Source organism: Bradyrhizobium sp. SHOUNA76 (genome assembly GCF_023006445.1).
GTDB lineage: Bacteria > Pseudomonadota > Alphaproteobacteria > Rhizobiales > Xanthobacteraceae > Bradyrhizobium.
Map to the genome: position 1 here is coordinate 1 of NZ_JALBHA010000095.1, position 16,132 is coordinate 16,132.

At 63.8% G+C, this 16,132-nt stretch carries 16 protein-coding genes; 10 read left to right on the plus strand and 6 right to left on the minus strand.

Annotated elements, in window-relative coordinates:
* A partial coding sequence (locus MOV74_RS13685; RefSeq protein ID WP_246922611.1) for a caspase family protein occupies nucleotides 1–714 on the plus strand: 714 nt, incomplete at its 5' end.
* 129 nt (nucleotides 715–843) lie between these two features.
* On the opposite strand, the gene MOV74_RS13690 is transcribed toward MOV74_RS13685, so the two are convergent.
* The 6 genes from MOV74_RS13690 to napE form a co-directional block, all read right to left on the minus strand.
* Nucleotides 844–1,959, minus strand: a complete 1,116-nt coding sequence (locus MOV74_RS13690) for an ATP-dependent RecD-like DNA helicase (RefSeq protein ID WP_246922615.1) — start codon at nucleotides 1,957–1,959, stop codon at nucleotides 844–846.
* A gap of 99 nt (nucleotides 1,960–2,058) precedes the next feature.
* A complete protein-coding gene (locus MOV74_RS13695) occupies nucleotides 2,059–2,712 on the minus strand; it encodes a NapC/NirT family cytochrome c (RefSeq protein ID WP_246922618.1) in 654 nt (217 codons plus the stop codon).
* Nucleotides 2,709–3,179 (minus strand): nitrate reductase cytochrome c-type subunit, encoded by a 471-nt coding sequence (locus tag MOV74_RS13700; RefSeq protein ID WP_246922621.1) that lies wholly within the window; start codon nucleotides 3,177–3,179, stop codon nucleotides 2,709–2,711. Before MOV74_RS13700 ends, MOV74_RS13695 begins: the two co-directional genes overlap by 4 nt.
* Nucleotides 3,176–5,689 carry a nitrate reductase catalytic subunit NapA gene (gene napA, locus MOV74_RS13705; RefSeq protein ID WP_246922624.1) on the minus strand — a complete coding sequence of 838 codons (2,514 nt, stop codon included), beginning with the start codon at nucleotides 5,687–5,689 and terminating at the stop codon, nucleotides 3,176–3,178. Before napA ends, MOV74_RS13700 begins: the two co-directional genes overlap by 4 nt.
* Nucleotides 5,690–5,705: 16 nt before the next feature.
* On the minus strand, nucleotides 5,706–6,020 hold the full coding sequence (locus MOV74_RS13710; protein ID WP_246922627.1) for a chaperone NapD: 315 nt from the start codon (nucleotides 6,018–6,020) through the stop codon (nucleotides 5,706–5,708).
* 29 nt (nucleotides 6,021–6,049) lie between these two features.
* Complete coding sequence (gene napE, locus MOV74_RS13715) at nucleotides 6,050–6,235, minus strand: periplasmic nitrate reductase, NapE protein (protein ID WP_211389945.1); 186 nt, start codon at nucleotides 6,233–6,235, stop codon at nucleotides 6,050–6,052.
* A gap of 264 nt (nucleotides 6,236–6,499) precedes the next feature.
* Here napE and MOV74_RS13720 point away from each other — a divergent pair, with 264 nt between their 5' ends.
* The 9 genes from MOV74_RS13720 to ssuD all read left to right on the plus strand — a co-directional run.
* Nucleotides 6,500–7,705: an LLM class flavin-dependent oxidoreductase gene (locus MOV74_RS13720; RefSeq protein ID WP_246922631.1), complete on the plus strand. Its 1,206-nt coding sequence runs from the start codon at nucleotides 6,500–6,502 to the stop codon at nucleotides 7,703–7,705.
* A gap of 14 nt (nucleotides 7,706–7,719) precedes the next feature.
* Nucleotides 7,720–8,079 (plus strand): DUF2200 domain-containing protein, encoded by a 360-nt coding sequence (locus tag MOV74_RS13725; protein ID WP_246922634.1) that lies wholly within the window; start codon nucleotides 7,720–7,722, stop codon nucleotides 8,077–8,079.
* 118 nt (nucleotides 8,080–8,197) lie between these two features.
* On the plus strand, nucleotides 8,198–8,986 hold the full coding sequence (locus tag MOV74_RS13730) for a helix-turn-helix transcriptional regulator (RefSeq protein WP_246922637.1): 789 nt from the start codon (nucleotides 8,198–8,200) through the stop codon (nucleotides 8,984–8,986).
* A 211-nt stretch (nucleotides 8,987–9,197) separates the two neighbouring features.
* Nucleotides 9,198–9,569 (plus strand): nuclear transport factor 2 family protein, encoded by a 372-nt coding sequence (locus MOV74_RS13735; protein WP_246922639.1) that lies wholly within the window; start codon nucleotides 9,198–9,200, stop codon nucleotides 9,567–9,569.
* Nucleotides 9,570–10,797: 1,228 nt separating this feature from the next.
* A complete protein-coding gene (locus MOV74_RS13740) occupies nucleotides 10,798–11,682 on the plus strand; it encodes a L,D-transpeptidase (protein ID WP_246922641.1) in 885 nt (294 codons plus the stop codon).
* An 84-nt stretch (nucleotides 11,683–11,766) separates the two neighbouring features.
* Nucleotides 11,767–12,930, plus strand: a complete 1,164-nt coding sequence (locus MOV74_RS13745) for a cytochrome P450 (protein WP_246922644.1) — start codon at nucleotides 11,767–11,769, stop codon at nucleotides 12,928–12,930.
* Between the two features lie 343 nt (nucleotides 12,931–13,273).
* The gene (locus MOV74_RS13750; protein WP_246922648.1) at nucleotides 13,274–14,224 is read left to right on the plus strand and encodes a sulfonate ABC transporter substrate-binding protein; all 951 of its coding nucleotides are present in this window, start codon (nucleotides 13,274–13,276) and stop codon (nucleotides 14,222–14,224) included.
* A gap of 38 nt (nucleotides 14,225–14,262) precedes the next feature.
* A complete protein-coding gene (locus tag MOV74_RS13755) occupies nucleotides 14,263–15,216 on the plus strand; it encodes a sulfonate ABC transporter substrate-binding protein (RefSeq protein ID WP_246922651.1) in 954 nt (317 codons plus the stop codon).
* Nucleotides 15,217–15,224: 8 nt separating this feature from the next.
* On the plus strand, nucleotides 15,225–16,132 hold a 908-nt coding region (gene ssuD / locus MOV74_RS13760), incomplete at its 3' end, for an FMNH2-dependent alkanesulfonate monooxygenase (RefSeq protein WP_246922654.1).

Below are 16,132 nucleotides of genomic sequence, written 5' to 3' on the forward strand. Positions count from 1 at the left end.
GCCACCGGCCGCCGCGTCGCGCTGGTGATCGGCAACGGCGCCTACAAGAACGCCCACGCGCTGCCGAATCCGCCGCGCGATTCCAAGCTGATCGCAAGCGTGCTGCGCGATCTCGGCTTCCAGAGCGTGATGGACACGAAAGACCTCACCCGCGACAAGTTCTTCCAGACGCTGAAAGCCTTCGCCGAGGAAGCGGAAAAGGCCGATTGGGCGGTGGTCTATTATGCCGGCCACGGTTTCGAGATCGGCGGGGTGAACTATCTCGTTCCGGTCGACGCCAAGCTCACCGCCGACAAGGACGCCGAGACCGAGGCCGTCGCGCTGGAGCAGGTGATCGCCGCCGTCGGGGCTGCGCGAAAGGTGCGTCTCGTGGTGCTGGATGCCTGCCGCGACAATCCGTTCGCGCCGGCCATGCAGCGCACGCTGTCGCTGAAGCTGGTCGACAAGGGTTTTTCCAACATCGAGCCCGGCGCCGGCTTCATGGTGGTCTACGCCGCCAAGCATGGCGAGACCGCGATGGACGGCGACGGCAGCGCCAACAGCCCATTTGCCACCGCGCTGGCGCGCGAGATCAAGCAGCCGCGCATCGAGATCCGAAAACTGTTCGACATCATCCGCGACGACGTCTGGGCCGCGACCAGGCACGGGCAGCAGCCCTTCACCTACGGCTCGCCGCCGGGACGCGAGGATTTCTATTTTGTGGCGGGGAAGTGAGGGGCCACGTTCGTCGTGCTGCAGGGTGGGCAAAGGCGCAACGCGCCGTGCCCACGATCTCTCTCTATAAGGAATAAAGCGCGTGGGCACGGCGCGTTGCGCCTTTGCCCACCCTACGGCAGCGGTGTTCTAAACGACGATGCTCAACCTTTTCGCCGCCCGCGTGATGCCCGTGTACAGCCATCGCGCCCGGCTCTCCTGAAACGCAAAGCTCTCGTCGAACAGCACGACGTCGTCCCATTGCGAGCCCTGCGACTTGTGCACGGTGAGCACATAGCCATAGTCGAACTCGTCATAGGGCTTGCGCTGCTCCCAGGCGATCTGCTCGACGCCGCCCTCGAAGCAATCGGCGCGCACCGAGACCTTGGTCACCTTGTGGCCGAAGTCCTCGTCCGGTGACAGCCGCATCGACAGGATGCGCGACTTCGAGCGCGTAGTGTTGCGCGACTTCACCCGCCAGAGGCCGCCGTTGAACAGGCCCTTCTTGCGGTTGTTGCGCAGGCACACCAGCTTGTCGCCGGCGACCGGAAAGGTATCCTCGATGTTCTGGCGCTGGCGCACGCGCATATTGTACGCGCGCCTCGTGTTGTTGCGGCCGACCAGCACCTGGTCGGCGCCCATGACGCGATCGGGGTCGAGCTCCTTGCGCGACACCACCTCGCTCTCGCCGTAGCGGCCGATGTCGAGCTCGCGTCCCTCGCGGACGTCCATCGACATCCGCACGATCGGATCGTCCTGCGCCTGGCGATGCACCTCGGTCAGCATCGCGTCGGGCTCGGTGTTGGTGAAGAAGCCGCCGCCCTGGATCGGCGGCAGCTGCGCGGGATCTCCCAGCACCAGCAGCGGGCACTCGAACGACATCAGGTCGCGCCCGAGTTCGGCGTCGACCATCGAGCATTCGTCGATCACGATCAGCTTGGCTTTCGAGGCCGGCGCGTCGTCCCACAATTCGAAGCTCGGCTGCTCCTCGCCGGATTCGCGGGCGCGGTAGATCAGCGAGTGGATGGTGGAGGCCTCGTCGCAACCCTTGTTGCGCATGACGAGGGCGGCCTTGCCGGTGAAGGCGGCGAATTTCACCTCGCCGTCGACGCCCTCGGCGATGTGCCGCGCCAGCGTGGTCTTGCCGGTCCCGGCGAAGCCGAACAGGCGGAACACCGGCGGCGTGCCGTTACGGCCGGGTTTGGCTTTCAGCCAGTCGCCGACGGCCTTGAGCGCGGCATCCTGATGCGGGGTAAAGGTGGCCATGTCTGTCTTGAGAGGTGCGAAATCGACCGATTCGCTACCCGCCAAAACTAACCATTCGCCCCGCCGGTTCAAGCGGGGCGAATCCCACTGCCTCCGGCCCTACTGCCAGCCCGGAACGCCGCGCATGTCGGGCAGCTGGTGGGCGATGCCCTTGTGGCAGTCGATACAGGTCTTTTCCTTGGTGAACAGGAAGCGCTGGTGGGCCACTGATGCCCGCGGCGATTGCTTGGTGATGTCCATGGAATCGGCGCTGTGGCAGTTGCGGCACTCCAGCGAATCGTTGGCCTTGAAACGCGCCCATTCATGGGCCGCCAGCTCGAGCCGGTGGTCCCTAAATTTCTCGGGGGTGTCGATGGTGCCGAAGATCTTGCCCCAGACCTCCTTGGAGGCCTGCATCTTGCGCGCGATCTTGTCGGTCCAGTTGTGCGGGACGTGGCAGTCCGGGCAGGTCGCGCGCACGCCGGAGCGGTTGCTGAAGTGGATGGTCGACTTCAGCTCGGCGTAGACGTTGTCCTTCATCTCGTGGCAGCCGGTGCAGAACTTCTCGGTGTTGGTGATTTCCAGCGCCGTGTTGAAACCGCCCCAGAAGATCACGCCGGCAACGAAGCCGGCCAGCACCAGGGTGCCGAGCGCGAACACCGAGCTCGGCCGGGTCAGCACCCGCCAGAGCTCCAGCACAAAGTCCCAGCTTCGCGCCAGGAAGCCGCGCTTGGCCTTCAGCTCGGCATTGGGCTCGTCAGCGGTCGTCGTCATCGCCGGCCACCGGGGCTTGAGCGCGACAGCAGCGTGTCGATGTCGGTGAAGTCGTTGCTGACCGGCGGATTGGCGGTGTTCTGCGGCACGTGGCATTCCGTGCAGAAGAAGCGGCGCGGCGAGATCGAAGCCAGGAACTGGCCGTCACGGTCCATGAAGTGCGTGATCGAGACCATCGGCGCCTGCGACTCCGCCGTGCGCGCCCGCGCGTGGCAGGACAGGCATTTGTTGCCGTTGAGGTCGATCTGGTAGCCGTCGATATTGTGCGGGATCACCGGCGGCTGCTCCGGATAGTTGCGCACCTCCTTTTCGGAGGTGTTGCGGTTCGGCAGCATCGGCGGCGCCGGGCCCTCGTCATTGAGCGGGGTCGGGCCGCGCAGGCCTGACGTCACCGTCTGAGCGGTCAATGAGCTCGTACCCGCGGCGATTGCGACCGCGAGCAGGGCAATTGCAATTCTCTTCATCATGACAGGTTCACCCGCTCGATGCGCACGGCGCATTTCTTGAAGTCGGTCTGCAGCGAGATCGGATCGGTGGCGTCCAGCGTCACCTTGTTGATCAGCTTGGATTCGTCGAACCAGGGCACGAAGACGAGGCCGCGCGGCGGCCGGTCGCGGCCGCGCGTTTCGACCCGGGCGCGGATGAAGCCGCGGCGGGAGACCACCTTCACTTCATCCCCGCGCCGGAGCTTGGCTTCCGACGCGTCGTCAGGATGCATGAAGCAGACGGCTTCGGGGAAGGCCTTGAAGAGCTCGGGCACGCGGCGCGTCATGGTGCCGGAGTGCCAGTGCTCCAGCACGCGGCCGGTCGAGAGCCAGTACGGATAGTCGTTGTCGGGCGATTCCGCCGCCGGCTCGAACGGCAGCGCAAAGATACGCGCCTTGCCGTCGGGGTAGCCGTAGAACTGCACCTCGGCGCCCTGCTTGACGTAGGGGTCGCTGCCCTCGCGGAAGCGCCACTTCGTCTCCTGGCCGTTGACCACCGGCCAGCGCAGGCCGCGCTCGCGGTGATAAGTGTCGAACGGCGCGAGGTCGTGGCCATGACCGCGGCCGAACTGGGCATATTCCTCGAACAGGCCTTTGTGGACGTAGAAGCCGAAGGCCTTGGATTCGTCGTTGGCGTAGCCGGGCTCGATGTCGGTTACAGGGAATTTGTCGACCTGGCCGTTCTTGTAGAGCACGTCGAACAGCGTCTTGCCGCGGACGTCCGGCTTCTTGGCGATCAGCTCCTCGGGCCAGACCTCCTCGATCTTGAAGCGCTTGGAGAACTCCATGAGCTGCCAGAGATCGGACTTCGATTCGCCCGGCGCCGAGACGAGCTGATGCCAGAACTGGGTGCGCCGCTCGGCGTTGCCGTAGGCGCCTTCCTTCTCCACCCACATCGCGGTCGGCAGGATCAGGTCGGCGGCAAGCGCGGTCACCGAGGGATAGGCATCCGAGACCACGATGAAATTGTCGGGGTTGCGGAAGCCGGGATAGGTCTCTTCGTTGATGTTGGGGCCGGCCTGGAGGTTGTTGTTGACCTGGACCCAATAGGCGTTGATCAGACCGTCCTTCAGCATCCGGCTTTGCAGCACGGCGTGGGCGCCGTTTTTGTCCGGAATGGTGCCTTCGGGCAGCTGCCAGATGTGCTCGGCGTGATCGCGATGCGCCTTGTTGGTCACGACCATGTCCGCGGGCAGGCGGTGCGAGAAGGTGCCGACCTCGCGCGCGGTGCCGCAGGCCGAGGGCTGGCCGGTCAGCGAGAACGGGCTGTTGCCGGGCGAGGAGATCTTTCCGGTCAGAAGGTGGATGTTGTAGACGAGGTTGTTGCACCAGACGCCGCGGGTGTGCTGGTTGAAGCCCATAGTCCAGAACGAGACCACCTTGGTCTTGGGATCGGCATAGAGCTCGGCGAGTGCCTCCAGCCGGTTGAGCGGCACGCCCGACATCTCGGCGGCCTTCTCCAACGTGTACTCCGAGACGAACTTGACGAACTCGTCATAGCTGATGTCGGTGGAGTCGTTGGGCTTCGACGCGCCCGTCGCCTTCTTCTGGAGCGGATGCTCCGGGCGCAGGCCGTAGCCGATATCGGTCTGGCCGCGCTTGAACACCGTATGTGCGGCGACGAAGTCCTTGTTGACCCGGCCGGTCTTGATGATGTGGTTGGCGATGGCGTTGAGGATGTAGAGGTCGGTCTGCGGCTTGAACACCATGCCGATGTCGGCGAGGTCGAACGAGCGGTGCTCGAAGGTCGAGAGCACGGCGACGCGGACATGCGGCGCCGAGAGACGGCGGTCGGCCAGACGCGTCCACAGGATCGGGTGCATCTCCGCCATGTTGGAGCCCCACAGCACGAAGGCGTCGGTCGCCTCGATGTCGTCATAGCAGCCTGACGGCTCGTCGATGCCGAAGGTCCGCATCATGCCGGCGACGGCGGACGCCATGCAGTGCCGCGCATTGGGGTCGATGTTGTTGGTGCGGAAGCCGGCCTTGAACAGTTTCGAGGCGGCATAGCCTTCCCAGATCGTCCACTGGCCGGAGCCGAACATCGCGACGCCGTTGGGCCCGCGCTTCTTGATCGCCTCCTTCCACTTCAGCTCCATGATGTCGAAGGCTTCGGTCCAGGACACCGGCGTGAACTCGCCGTTCTTGTCGTACTTGCCGTTCGTCTTGCGCAGCATCGGCTGGGTCAGGCGGTCGTGGCCGTACATGATCTTGGAGAGGAAGTAGCCCTTGACGCAGTTGAGGCCGCGATTGACCTCGGCCTTGATGTCGCCGTGCGTCGCGACGACGCGATTGTCCTTGGTCCCGACCATCACCGAGCAGCCGGTGCCGCAGAAACGGCAGGCGGCCTTGTCCCACTTCATTTCGCTGTTGTTGCGCTCGGTAACGAGATTGGCGGCGAGCGCCGGAGCCGGCATGCCAGCGGCGGCGGCCGCGATCGCGGCGGCCTCGAGCTTCAGCATCTGGCGGCGGTCGAGCTTGGGCGATGTCATGATGGCTCTTCCTGACTCAGGCGGTTTCAATGGCGTGGAAGACCAGTGCGGCGGAATAGACGTGTTGCAGCGACTGGATGGTGTTGAGCATGGTGCCGAGGCTGCCGGCATCGGGCGCTTCGGTCACGACGACAAGCTTGCCGCGCGGATCGCGGCCGTGGATCTCGCAGCCCGGCAGCGCGGTGATCTCGGCTTCGAGCTCGGCGAGATGCTCGGGGCGCGCCTGCACGATGATGCTGGCGATCTCGGCGCCCGGCGGCGCGATGACGCGGTCGGCGCTGAGCACCCGGCCGGTGATCAAGGCGCGGCGATTGAGTGTGGCGTGAGCCATGATGATGCCTGTCTTTCGCTCGTTGGGGATCAATGCGGGGAGGGCGGCGGGCCGGGAGGGCCGGCGAACATCTGGTAGATCCAGACCCCGAGCCCGTAAGTGCCGACCGTTCCGACCGCGAGGACGGGCATTACGACCGCGGTCAGGAACAGGAACGCAAAAATCTCCATGCGCTTACGGCGCACGCGCGAAGTCGTGTCGTCAGGGGCCGACATATTCGGTCTCTCTGAATGGTATGGGAATCGGGACGGCATCCGGGCCGTTGCCTTGACGACACCTTAGGAGGACGAGCTCCAGGTACCTTGATTTAGATCAACCGGCTCAGAGCGAACGCTGCGTTGCACACCGCACCGTCAGCATTGTGTTGATCGCGCGCGACGCCCGAGCGTTGTCCGCGGGGCGGAATTGGGACTTCGTAGACAGCGCCGTCTCGCGCATTAAGATGACGTTAACAACAATAATGCGGGAGAGCGACGCCCATGAAGTTCGGCATCTTCTACGAGCTGCAATTGCCGCGGCCCTGGGTGGCCGGCGACGAGTTCGCCCTCTACCAGAACGCTCTCTCGCAGATGGAACTCGCCGACAAGCTCGGCTACGACCATGCCTGGGTGGTCGAGCATCATTTCCTCGAGGAATACTCGCACTCGCCCTCGCCGGAATCCTTCCTCGCCGCCGCCAGCCAGCGCACCAGGAACATCCGGCTCGGCCACGGCATCCTCCAGCTCACCACCAACCATCCGGCCCGCGTTGCCGAGCGTGTCGCGGTGCTGGACCTGCTCAGCAACGGCCGCTGCGAATTCGGCATGGGCGAGAGCGCCTCGATCACCGAGCTCACCCCGTTCGGCCGCGACATGGAGACCAAGAAGGAGGTGTTCGAGGAGGCCGTGGCCGCGATCTTCCCGATGTTCAAGGACGCAGGCAGCGAGTATCACGGCAAGTATTTCGACATCCCCCTGCGCAATGTCGTGCCGAAGCCGGTGCAGAAGCCGCATCCGCCGCTGTGGATGGCCTGCTCGCAGCTGCCGACCATCGAGCGCGCCGGCCGCCACGGTTTTGGCGCGCTCGGCTTCCAGTTCGTCAGCGCCGATGCCGCGCACGCCTGGGTGCACGCCTATTACAACGCCATGACCAAGCGGCTCTCCAAGCTTGCGGACTACGAGATCAACCCCAACATGGCGCTGGTCTCGTTCTTCATGTGCGCCAAGACCGACGAGGAGGCGCGTGCCCGCGCCGACGGCGCCACCTTCTTCCAGTTCGCGCTGCGCTTCTACGGCGCCTCGCAGAACCGCCAGCGGCCCGCGCCCTACACCGTCAACATGTGGGACGAGTACAACAAATGGAAGCGCGACAATCCCGGGGCGCAGGAGGCGGCCTTGCGCGGCGGCCTGATCGGTTCGCCCGAGACGATCCGAAAGAAGCTGAAGCGGTTCCAGTCGTCGCATATCGACCAGGTCATCCTGCTCAACCAGGCCGGTAAGAACAGCCACGAGCACATCTGCGAATCGCTCGAGCTGTTCGGCCGCGAGGTGATGCCGGAGTTTCAGAACGATCCGGCGCAGGCGGCGTGGAAGCAGGGTGTGATGAGCGGCGAGATCAAGCTGGAAGAGATCGACACCGAGGCGTTCACCGACCGCTACGGCAAGCTCGCCATCAATGTGGCACCGGCGAAGGCTGCGGCGGGGTAGGGGGACTACGCATCGTGACAAAGCACCGAATCTACACGATGAGCTTCGCCAGCGTGTATCCGCTTTACGTTGCGAAAGCCGAGAAAAAGGGGCGGACAAAAGCCGAGGTCGATCAGATCATCTCCTGGCTGACCGGCTATGGTCAGAAGGAGCTGGAAGCTCAGCTGAAGAAGCAGACGGACTTTGAAACCTTCTTTGCGCAGGCGCCTCGGATCAATCCTTCTCGATCCATGATCAAGGGCGTCGTCTGCGGCGTCCGGGTGGAGGACATCAAAGAACCAACGATGCGAGAGATCCGCTACCTGGACAAGCTGATCGATGAGCTGGCCAAGGGAAAGACAATGGACAAGATCCTGCGGCAAACGAATTCCTGAGTGGAGCCCTCCGTCCACGGGGGGCGGCGGCCTTGCGCGGCATATCCAGGCGCCCTGCGTCTTCCGCTGCGTGGCCATTGCTGATAAACCTTCAGCAAACGGCGATAGGGAGAGAACGATGTGGTCTCGCGGAACGCCTGCAAATCCGGCGGCCGGCGATATCACGCCCGCGGTGCTCGCCATCGGCCGCTCCGATTTCCCAGAAGTCCTGATCGACACGCTGCGCCGGCAGGCCGATGTCGGCCATTGCATGGTGTTCGCGCTGTCGCGCGCTGGCGCCGTAGACTGCCTGCTCGATGCCGGCAACATCCCGATCGGCGGCGATCTCGGCGCGGCCTATGCCGGCCAGTTCCATGAATCCGATCCCAACCGCGATGTGCTGTTCGAAACCGAGGGCGGCGCCCCGATCATGCTGCCGTCCTTCGCGCCGCGCATGTACGGCGCGCGCTACCGCAAGATCTTCTTCCTCGATTCCGGCATCGTCGACAAATGCGCGACCGCGATCTGGACCGGCGACACCTGCTTCTACGTCAACTTCTATCGCATCACGGCCCAGGGCCGCTTCAGCGATGCCGAGCGTGTGCGGCTTCAAACAATCGCGCCCGCGATCGGTGCCAGCGTCGCACGTCATTTCCAGCAGGCCTCGACCGCGACGCCCGACCAGAACCTCGCCGCATTGTTCGCGACACGCGCGCCGCTCTCCGCGCTGACGCCGCGCGAGCAGGAGGTCTGCCGCCGCATTTTGCTCGGCTTCAGCTCCGAGGCGATCTCGCAAGCGCTCGGCATCAGCCTGCATTCCACGCTGACCTACCGCAAGCGCGCCTATCAGCGACTCGGCATCTCCTCGCAGAACGAATTGTTTTCGATCGTGCTGCGGCTGCTCGCGAGTCCGCGCGGCCTCAACTGAGGGAGAAGTCTGTTTCCGAGAGCGAAGCGGACATGCCGTTGGTCGCCAGGATCGTCGCCTTTTTGACCCACAGCGGACATTCTGTCGCGCACTCTGCTGGCCCTTTTACCTTTGAGGGCGAACGCGGGGCTGTTTGTACCTGCTTGCAAAAACAGGTATCCAAGGTCCCTCAAGTTCGCTTGAAGGCAGGTAGATCAAGAATGGAATGCAGATGACAAAGCAAGAAGTCGATTTTGACGACATCCTTCGATCGAATCTAGAGCGGGTATTCAACGAACGGGATGACGATAAGCGTCGGACCGCCATCGATGATTTGTTCGTCGAACAGCCGGTCATGTATGAACCGACAAATATTGTAAAAGGTCGGGAAGCAATCTCGCGCGTTGCCGGAGATTTGCTCAAGCAATTTGGACCAGCATTTCGTTTTGTACCCGAGGGTGCAGCAGTCGGGCATCACGGATTGGCACATCTCTCATGGCACGCCGGACCTGAAGGCGGCCCGGCAACCGTGACGGGTGCGGACGTGGCCATTTTCGATGACGGCAAGATTTCACAGCTATGGGTACTGCTCAATGTGCGGTGAAATGTAATGGGTCCGCGTCTGGCCCGTAACGGACCTTCGTTCCGACCGTGGCGACGTCTGCTTCCGGGAGGGGACCCGACAAGGTCATGCTGGCCGGTGAGGGCAGCCTTTGACCCAATGCAGACAAGCTTCCCTTCGACAGCAGCGAAGCATCGCCAAAGTCCCTCTCGTCGCGGAAACTGGGACATCTTGCGGGTCATGCTAAGCTGACCGCAGGGTCCGACGTCAGATCGATCGTTGGCTGATAAACCCTTCTACAAGGGTCTCTGGCGAGATTTTGATCCGCCGTGTTGCATCGGCGGTCAGCCAATTCATCGCAGAGGGTCCAACCCATAGCGATCGGTCTGGGCTGCTTGGATTCGCGGATCTGTTTGGTCCGGCCGGGGCTTCCGGAATCCCCGGATTGCGCCAACGGACGACGGAGTTGACGCAGGTTTTCTTGATCCAACGACGCAACAAATTGTAACGGCGTTCGACGTTCGCCGCGGTCTTCTCGCTTGCCTGATCAGTCGCGATTGCAAATCGGCCCTGTGTGATCACCGTGCTGGTGATCACGCACCTTATGAATTGAATTGTTGCATACTCTCCTCTGCAATACCAATCGTTGCACGATAGGATGAATTCGGCTGGTAGCTTTGGCAGGTCCTCGGGGGACCAGATGATGCAGTGGTAACCGACAGAAGCGACATTTCGAGTTGTGGGGGGCGCTGCCGACTTCCACCGCGGGCCATCTACGAGAAGAACCACGGGGTCGCGTAACAACTCCGACATCAGGACAGCCTCGTCATCCGGATGCATCACAAATCGAATCTCGCTTCTCACACAGCCCCCCTCAGTCCACCTAGCTCGCCCTGCAAGGACGTAGTGTTGCTACTTCCTTTTTTGCGGCGCAAGAGTCCGGAATTGGCGCGCATAGCCGACATTCGGTGGGGAGAGTCTGTGTCCGCTCTGCAGCGTTGATCTGACTCGGTCCAGCAAGCTGGCGAGATGAGCTTTGACCCGAAGCCGCCGTCCATGACGAGCGGAGCATGTCCGATCCGCCGGGCGACCTCGAAGCGCGTCGTCCAGGTCGCTACCCAGATAGCAAGCGATAGCTCCCAATTCTCAGGCTGCCCCGCAAGAAGTCGGCGTTAACCATCGCTGGCGGTTCCTGCCTGAGCGACATCGCTTCGAAGTTTCTTAAATTTTGCTCGATACCTCTCTTGGGCATGGTGACCTGGAGAAGGGTATGAGCAAGCGAGCCAAACGCGGCAAGAAGGCAGAGACGCTCGCAATCCCAATGGTCGCGAGAGTTGCCATTGGCGCCGTGGCCGTCGGCGCTTTGGGCTACGGTTTGCTGTCCGGCCCGGCGGGCGTGCAACCGGTACGGAAGCCGTCCGCGCAACAAGCCCAGGCGTCGTCAACGCCGGTTTACGTGGCACCTCCGGTTCGCGCGTCAGCGCCGACTCCGGCCCCGGCTGCAGTTCCCGCTCCGATTCCGGCCCCGGCGGCAGCGCTGGTCGAGCCGCCAAAAGCCGCTGACGGTCCCGGCGCACTTGTCCGGCAGGTGGTCGACTATGCCAGCCACCAGCCGCCGGGCACCGTGATCATCGATACCGGACACACGTTCCTCTATTTCGTCCTCAATGACAGGCAGGCGATGCGCTACGGCATCGGTGTCGGCCGCGAAGGTTTCACATGGTCCGGTGAGCAGACCGTGGCCCGTAAGGCAGAATGGCCGGATTGGCATCCGCCCGCAGAGATGATCGGACGTCAGCCCTATCTGCCGCGGTTCATGGCAGGCGGTCCCGGCAACCCGCTCGGTGCCCGCGCGATGTATCTCGGCGAGACCGAATATCGCATTCACGGCACCAACAACCCCGATACGATCGGGAAGAAGGTTTCGTCCGGCTGTATCCGGCTGACCAATGACGACGTGACGGACCTCTATGAGCGGGTGAAAGTCGGAGCAAAAGTGATCGTGCTTCCGGCGACCGCTGCCCGCCGGCCATTGCAGGCAGCGCCCGCCGACGCCGCTTTCCGATTGCCGGACCCGACGTCGGCATCGAAGCGACCCTTGGCGGCCAACGCACAGATGCTGCCGTCTGGACCGAAGGTCGCCGAGGCCCGGTAACTCAGTCGGTCCCTATCACTAGGGACAGACGCCGGCCGCGGAGTTCGCTAGTCTGCCCTGGAGCATACCCCAGGGGAAACCGTCTTGAGTACCGCGCCGCGCATCGACATCGACCCGGCCGCATTCTGGGCCGACCCCTATCCGATGCTCGCAACGATGCGCAAGCAGGCGCCGATCGCCTTCGTGCCGCAGCTCGGCTCGACGCTGCTGACGAGCCGCGACGACATCTCGATCTCCGAGAAGCAGATCGACGTGTTCTCCTCGCACCAGCCCGCCGGCCTGATGAACCGGCTGATGGGTCACAACATGATGCGCAAGGACGGCGAGGCGCATCAGGTCGAACGCCGCGCCATGTTCCCGACGGTGTCGCCGAGGACGGTGAAGGCGCACTGGACCGCGCTGTTCCAGGCCCATGCCGACCGCATCCTCGATGCGATCGAGCCGGGGCGGATCGATTTCATGCGCGACTTCGCGCTGCCGTTCTCCGGCGAATGCCTGAAGTCGATCACCGGCCTCACCAATATCGGCTTTGGGGATATGGATGCGTGGTCGCAAGGCATGATCGAGGGCATCGCCAACTATGCCGGCGATCCCGCCGTCGAGGCGCGTTGCCACGCGGCGACGTCAGGCATCGATGCCGCGATCGACGACATCCTGCCGGTGATGCGCAAGAACCCCGACCAGAGCATCCTCGGCGTGCTGCTCGCCTCGGGCATGGCGATGGAGAGCGTGCGCGCGAATGTAAAACTCGCGATCTCCGGCGGTCAGAACGAGCCGCGCAAGGCGATTGCCGGCACGGTGTGGGCGCTGCTGACCCATCCCGAGCAGCTCGATCTCGTGCGCAAGGGCGAGGTGACCTGGCTCGAGGCATTCGAGGAATACGCCCGCTGGATCTCGCCGATCGGCATGTCGCCGCGCCGGATCGCAAAACCGTGGACGATCCGCGACGTGTCGTTCGAGCTTGATGAGCGCGTGTTCCTGATGTTCGGCTCGGCCAATCGCGACGAGAAGCATTTTGACCGCGCCGATCAGTTCGACGTGCGGCGTGATACGACGAAGAGCGTCGCGTTCGGCGCGGGTCCGCATTTCTGCGCCGGCGCGTGGGCCTCCCGCGCCATGATCGCGGACGTCGCGCTGCCGACCGTGTTCGCCCGCGCCAGGCAACTTGCCTTGGCCGATGACGAGGAGGTGCGGATCGGCGGCTGGGCGTTCCGCGGGCTGCAGAATTTGCCGGTGCGGTGGCATTAGGCGGGAAGTGCACACGCGCCAAAAGGACGGTGTCATCGCCCGCGAGGCGGGCGATCCAGTACGCCGCGGCAGTCGTGTGAACTGTGGACGTCTCTGAAATGCTGGATCCCCCGCTTTCGCGGGGAATGACGGCGAAGGCGAGGGCAGGAGTGCGGCGCTCACATTCACGTGCGAAAAGAATCGCTCTGCATCGTCGTCGCCGCTTGAAAGATTAATCATGTGCACGGCCGCGTGCGCAGTGCTCGCATCGCTATTTTCCCGGACGTCTCGACACCTCCAGTAACCCGCACCATCATCATCCACACGTGAATGAACAGCGGCCGCATGCGGCCGGGAGTGTGGAATGCAGCGTCGTGACTTCTTGAGGCTCTCTGCTGGAACTGCAGCCGCGGCTGCATTCGCTTCGCGCGCCAATGCGCAGAACGCGGTGAAGGAAATTCGTATCGGCTATCAGAAGACCGGCGTGCTGGTGATCGCGCGTCAGCAAGCTTCGCTGGAAAAACATTTCACACCGCAAGGCATCGAGGTGAAATGGATCGAGTTCTCCTCGGGCCCGCCGATGATGGAGGCGATGAATGTCGGCAGCGTCGATTTCGGCGCGGTCGGCGATTCTCCGCCGGTGTTCGCCCAGGCCGCGGGCGCGGCCATTGTCTATGCCGCCGGCCAGCCCATCACCAACGGCCAGGGCATTTTGGTGCCGAAGGACTCCCCGATCCGCACCATCGCCGATCTGAAGGGCAAGCGCATCGGCTTCACCAAGGGCTCCAGCGCGCACAACATCGTGGTGCAGACGCTGGAGAAGGCAGGTCTCACCTATGCCGACATCATGCCGGTCTATCTGACGCCGCCGGACGCAGGTCCCGCCTTCGCCAATGGCAGCATCGAGGCCTGGGCGATCTGGGATCCCTATTTCGCGATCGGCGAGGCCAAGCAGAACGGCCGCATCCTGGTCAACTCGCGCGAGGTCACCAAGACCAATTCCTTCTACATCGCCAATCGCGAGTTCGCGAAGCACCATGGTGCGGTTCTGCAACAGATCGTCGATGTCACGACCACCGCCGGTAAATGGGCCGAACAGCATCGCGACGAGGTCGCAAAGTCGCTCGCCGCGATCACCGGCGTGCCGCTGGACATCCAGACCGTTGCTGCCAACCGCGCGAACTTCGTGGTCGGTCCGGTTACCGACGACATCGTCGTGACCCAGCAGGGCGTCGCCGACCGCTTCTACAAGCTCGGCCTGATCCCGAAGCCGATTCAGATCCGCGACATCGTCTGGCGCAACTCGGCAGCCTGACCGTGCCCACCACTCTTCCCATCCACAAGGGTTTGAACATGAGACGCATCATCCAGCGCGTGATCGCGGCCATCGTGCTGTCGATCGGCATCGTCGCCGCCGCGGTCGGCACCTCCTACGGACAGGACAAGGTGGTCCGCATCGGCTACCAGAAATACGGCAAGCTGGTGCTGCTCAAGAGCAAGGGCACGCTGGAGCCGAAGCTCGCCGCCGACGGCTACAAGGTGGTGTGGACCGAATTCCCGTCAGGTCCGCCGTTGCTCGAGGCGCTCAATGTCGGCGCCATCGATTTCGGCAACACCGGCGAAGCCCCGCCGATCTTTGCGCAGGCCGCCGGTGCGCCGATCCAGTATGTCGCCTATGAGCCGCCGGCCCCGAAGGGTGAGGCGATCCTGGTGCCGAAGGACAGCCCGCTGAAATCGGTCGCGGACCTCAAGGGCAGGAAGGTTGCGCTCAACAAGGGCTCCAACGTCCACTATCTCCTGGTCAAGGCGCTGGAGAAGGCCGGCGTGAAATATTCGGAAGTCGAGCCGGTGTTCCTCGCACCGGCCGATGCCCGCGCCGCCTTCGAGCGCGGTGCGGTCGATGCCTGGGTGATCTGGGATCCGTTCCAGGCCGCGGCGGAAGCCGCCACCGGCGCGCGCACGCTCACCGATGGCACCGGCATCGTCGCCAACTACCAGTTCTACTTCTCGTCGAAGAAATTCCTCGACGCCAATCCGAAGGTCGTCGACGTCGTGCTCGCCGAGCTGAGCACGGTCGACGACTGGGCCAAGGGCGACATCCATGCGGTGGCCGAACAGCTGGCGCCGGCGATCGGATTGCCGGTCCCCGTGGTCGAGGTGGCCTTGAGCCGGCAGTCCTACGGCATCAAGCCGATCACCGATGCCGTCATCGCCGACCAGCAGCAGGTCGCCGACGCGTTCTTCGCGCTGGGCCTCATCCCCAAATCCATCAAGATCTCCGACGTCGCTCGGAAACCAGGATCGTGAGCAAGTCCATGAGCAAGCAACCCAACGCCAACATCCTCTGGTTCCTGCCGACCCACGGCGACGGCCGCTATCTCGGCACAGGCATCGGCGGCCGCGAGGTCAACTTCAACTATCTGCGGCAGATCGCGCAGGCCGCCGACCAGCTCGGCTATTTCGGCGTGCTGCTGCCGACCGGACGCTCTTGCGAGGATTCCTGGATCGTCGCCTCTTCAGTCGCGCCGTTCACCGAGCGGCTGCGCTATCTCGTGGCGGTCCGCCCCGGCCTGCAATCGCCGAGCGTTGCGGCGCGCATGACGGCGACCCTCGACCGCATCACTAACGGTCGGCTCCTCGTCAACGTCGTCACCGGCGGCGATCCCGTCGAGAACAAGGGCGACGGCATCTTCCTTGGTCATGACGAGCGCTACGAGGTCACTCGCGAGTTCCTGGGCGTCTATAGCGACCTGCTCGCCGGCAAGACCGTCAATGCCGAGGGCAAGCACATCCATGTCGAGGGCGGCAAGCTCTTGTTCCCGCCGGTGCAGGCGCCGCGGCCGCCGCTCTATTTCGGTGGCTCCTCCGATGCCGGCGTCGACGTCGCCGTCGACACCGTCGACAAATATCTCACCTGGGGCGAGCCGCCGGCGCTGGTCGCCGAGAAGATCGCGAAGGTGAGGGAGGTGGCCAGCCGGCGCGGCAGAAAACTCTCCTTCGGCATTCGGCTTCACGTGATCGTCCGCGAGACCAATGACGCGGCCTGGCGCGCGGCGAACGAGCTGATCAAGCATGTCAGCGACGAGACCATTGCGCTCGCGCAGAAGAACTTTGCCCGCATGGATTCCGTCGGCCAGCAGCGCATGGCGCAGCTCCACGGCGGCCAGCGCGACAAGCTCGAGATCGCGCCGAACCTGTGGGCCGGTGTCGGCCTCGGGCGCGG

What these genes read in the sequence shown, in the direction of transcription:
- MOV74_RS13730 (WP_246922637.1), top strand. Translation starts at nt 8,198, where the DNA reads ATGTGGTCTCGCGGAACGCCTGCAAATCCGGCGGCCGGCGATATCACG.
- MOV74_RS13700 (WP_246922621.1), bottom strand. Translation starts at nt 3,179, where the DNA reads ATGATGAAGAGAATTGCAATTGCCCTGCTCGCGGTCGCAATCGCCGCG.
- napE (WP_211389945.1), bottom strand. Translation starts at nt 6,235, where the DNA reads ATGTCGGCCCCTGACGACACGACTTCGCGCGTGCGCCGTAAGCGCATG.
- MOV74_RS13695 (WP_246922618.1), bottom strand. Translation starts at nt 2,712, where the DNA reads ATGACGACGACCGCTGACGAGCCCAATGCCGAGCTGAAGGCCAAGCGC.
- MOV74_RS13740 (WP_246922641.1), top strand. Translation starts at nt 10,798, where the DNA reads ATGAGCAAGCGAGCCAAACGCGGCAAGAAGGCAGAGACGCTCGCAATC.
- MOV74_RS13735 (WP_246922639.1), top strand. Translation starts at nt 9,198, where the DNA reads ATGACAAAGCAAGAAGTCGATTTTGACGACATCCTTCGATCGAATCTA.
- MOV74_RS13690 (WP_246922615.1), bottom strand. Translation starts at nt 1,959, where the DNA reads ATGGCCACCTTTACCCCGCATCAGGATGCCGCGCTCAAGGCCGTCGGC.
- MOV74_RS13755 (WP_246922651.1), top strand. Translation starts at nt 14,263, where the DNA reads ATGAGACGCATCATCCAGCGCGTGATCGCGGCCATCGTGCTGTCGATC.
- MOV74_RS13710 (WP_246922627.1), bottom strand. Translation starts at nt 6,020, where the DNA reads ATGGCTCACGCCACACTCAATCGCCGCGCCTTGATCACCGGCCGGGTG.
- napA (WP_246922624.1), bottom strand. Translation starts at nt 5,689, where the DNA reads ATGACATCGCCCAAGCTCGACCGCCGCCAGATGCTGAAGCTCGAGGCC.
- MOV74_RS13750 (WP_246922648.1), top strand. Translation starts at nt 13,274, where the DNA reads ATGCAGCGTCGTGACTTCTTGAGGCTCTCTGCTGGAACTGCAGCCGCG.
- MOV74_RS13720 (WP_246922631.1), top strand. Translation starts at nt 6,500, where the DNA reads ATGAAGTTCGGCATCTTCTACGAGCTGCAATTGCCGCGGCCCTGGGTG.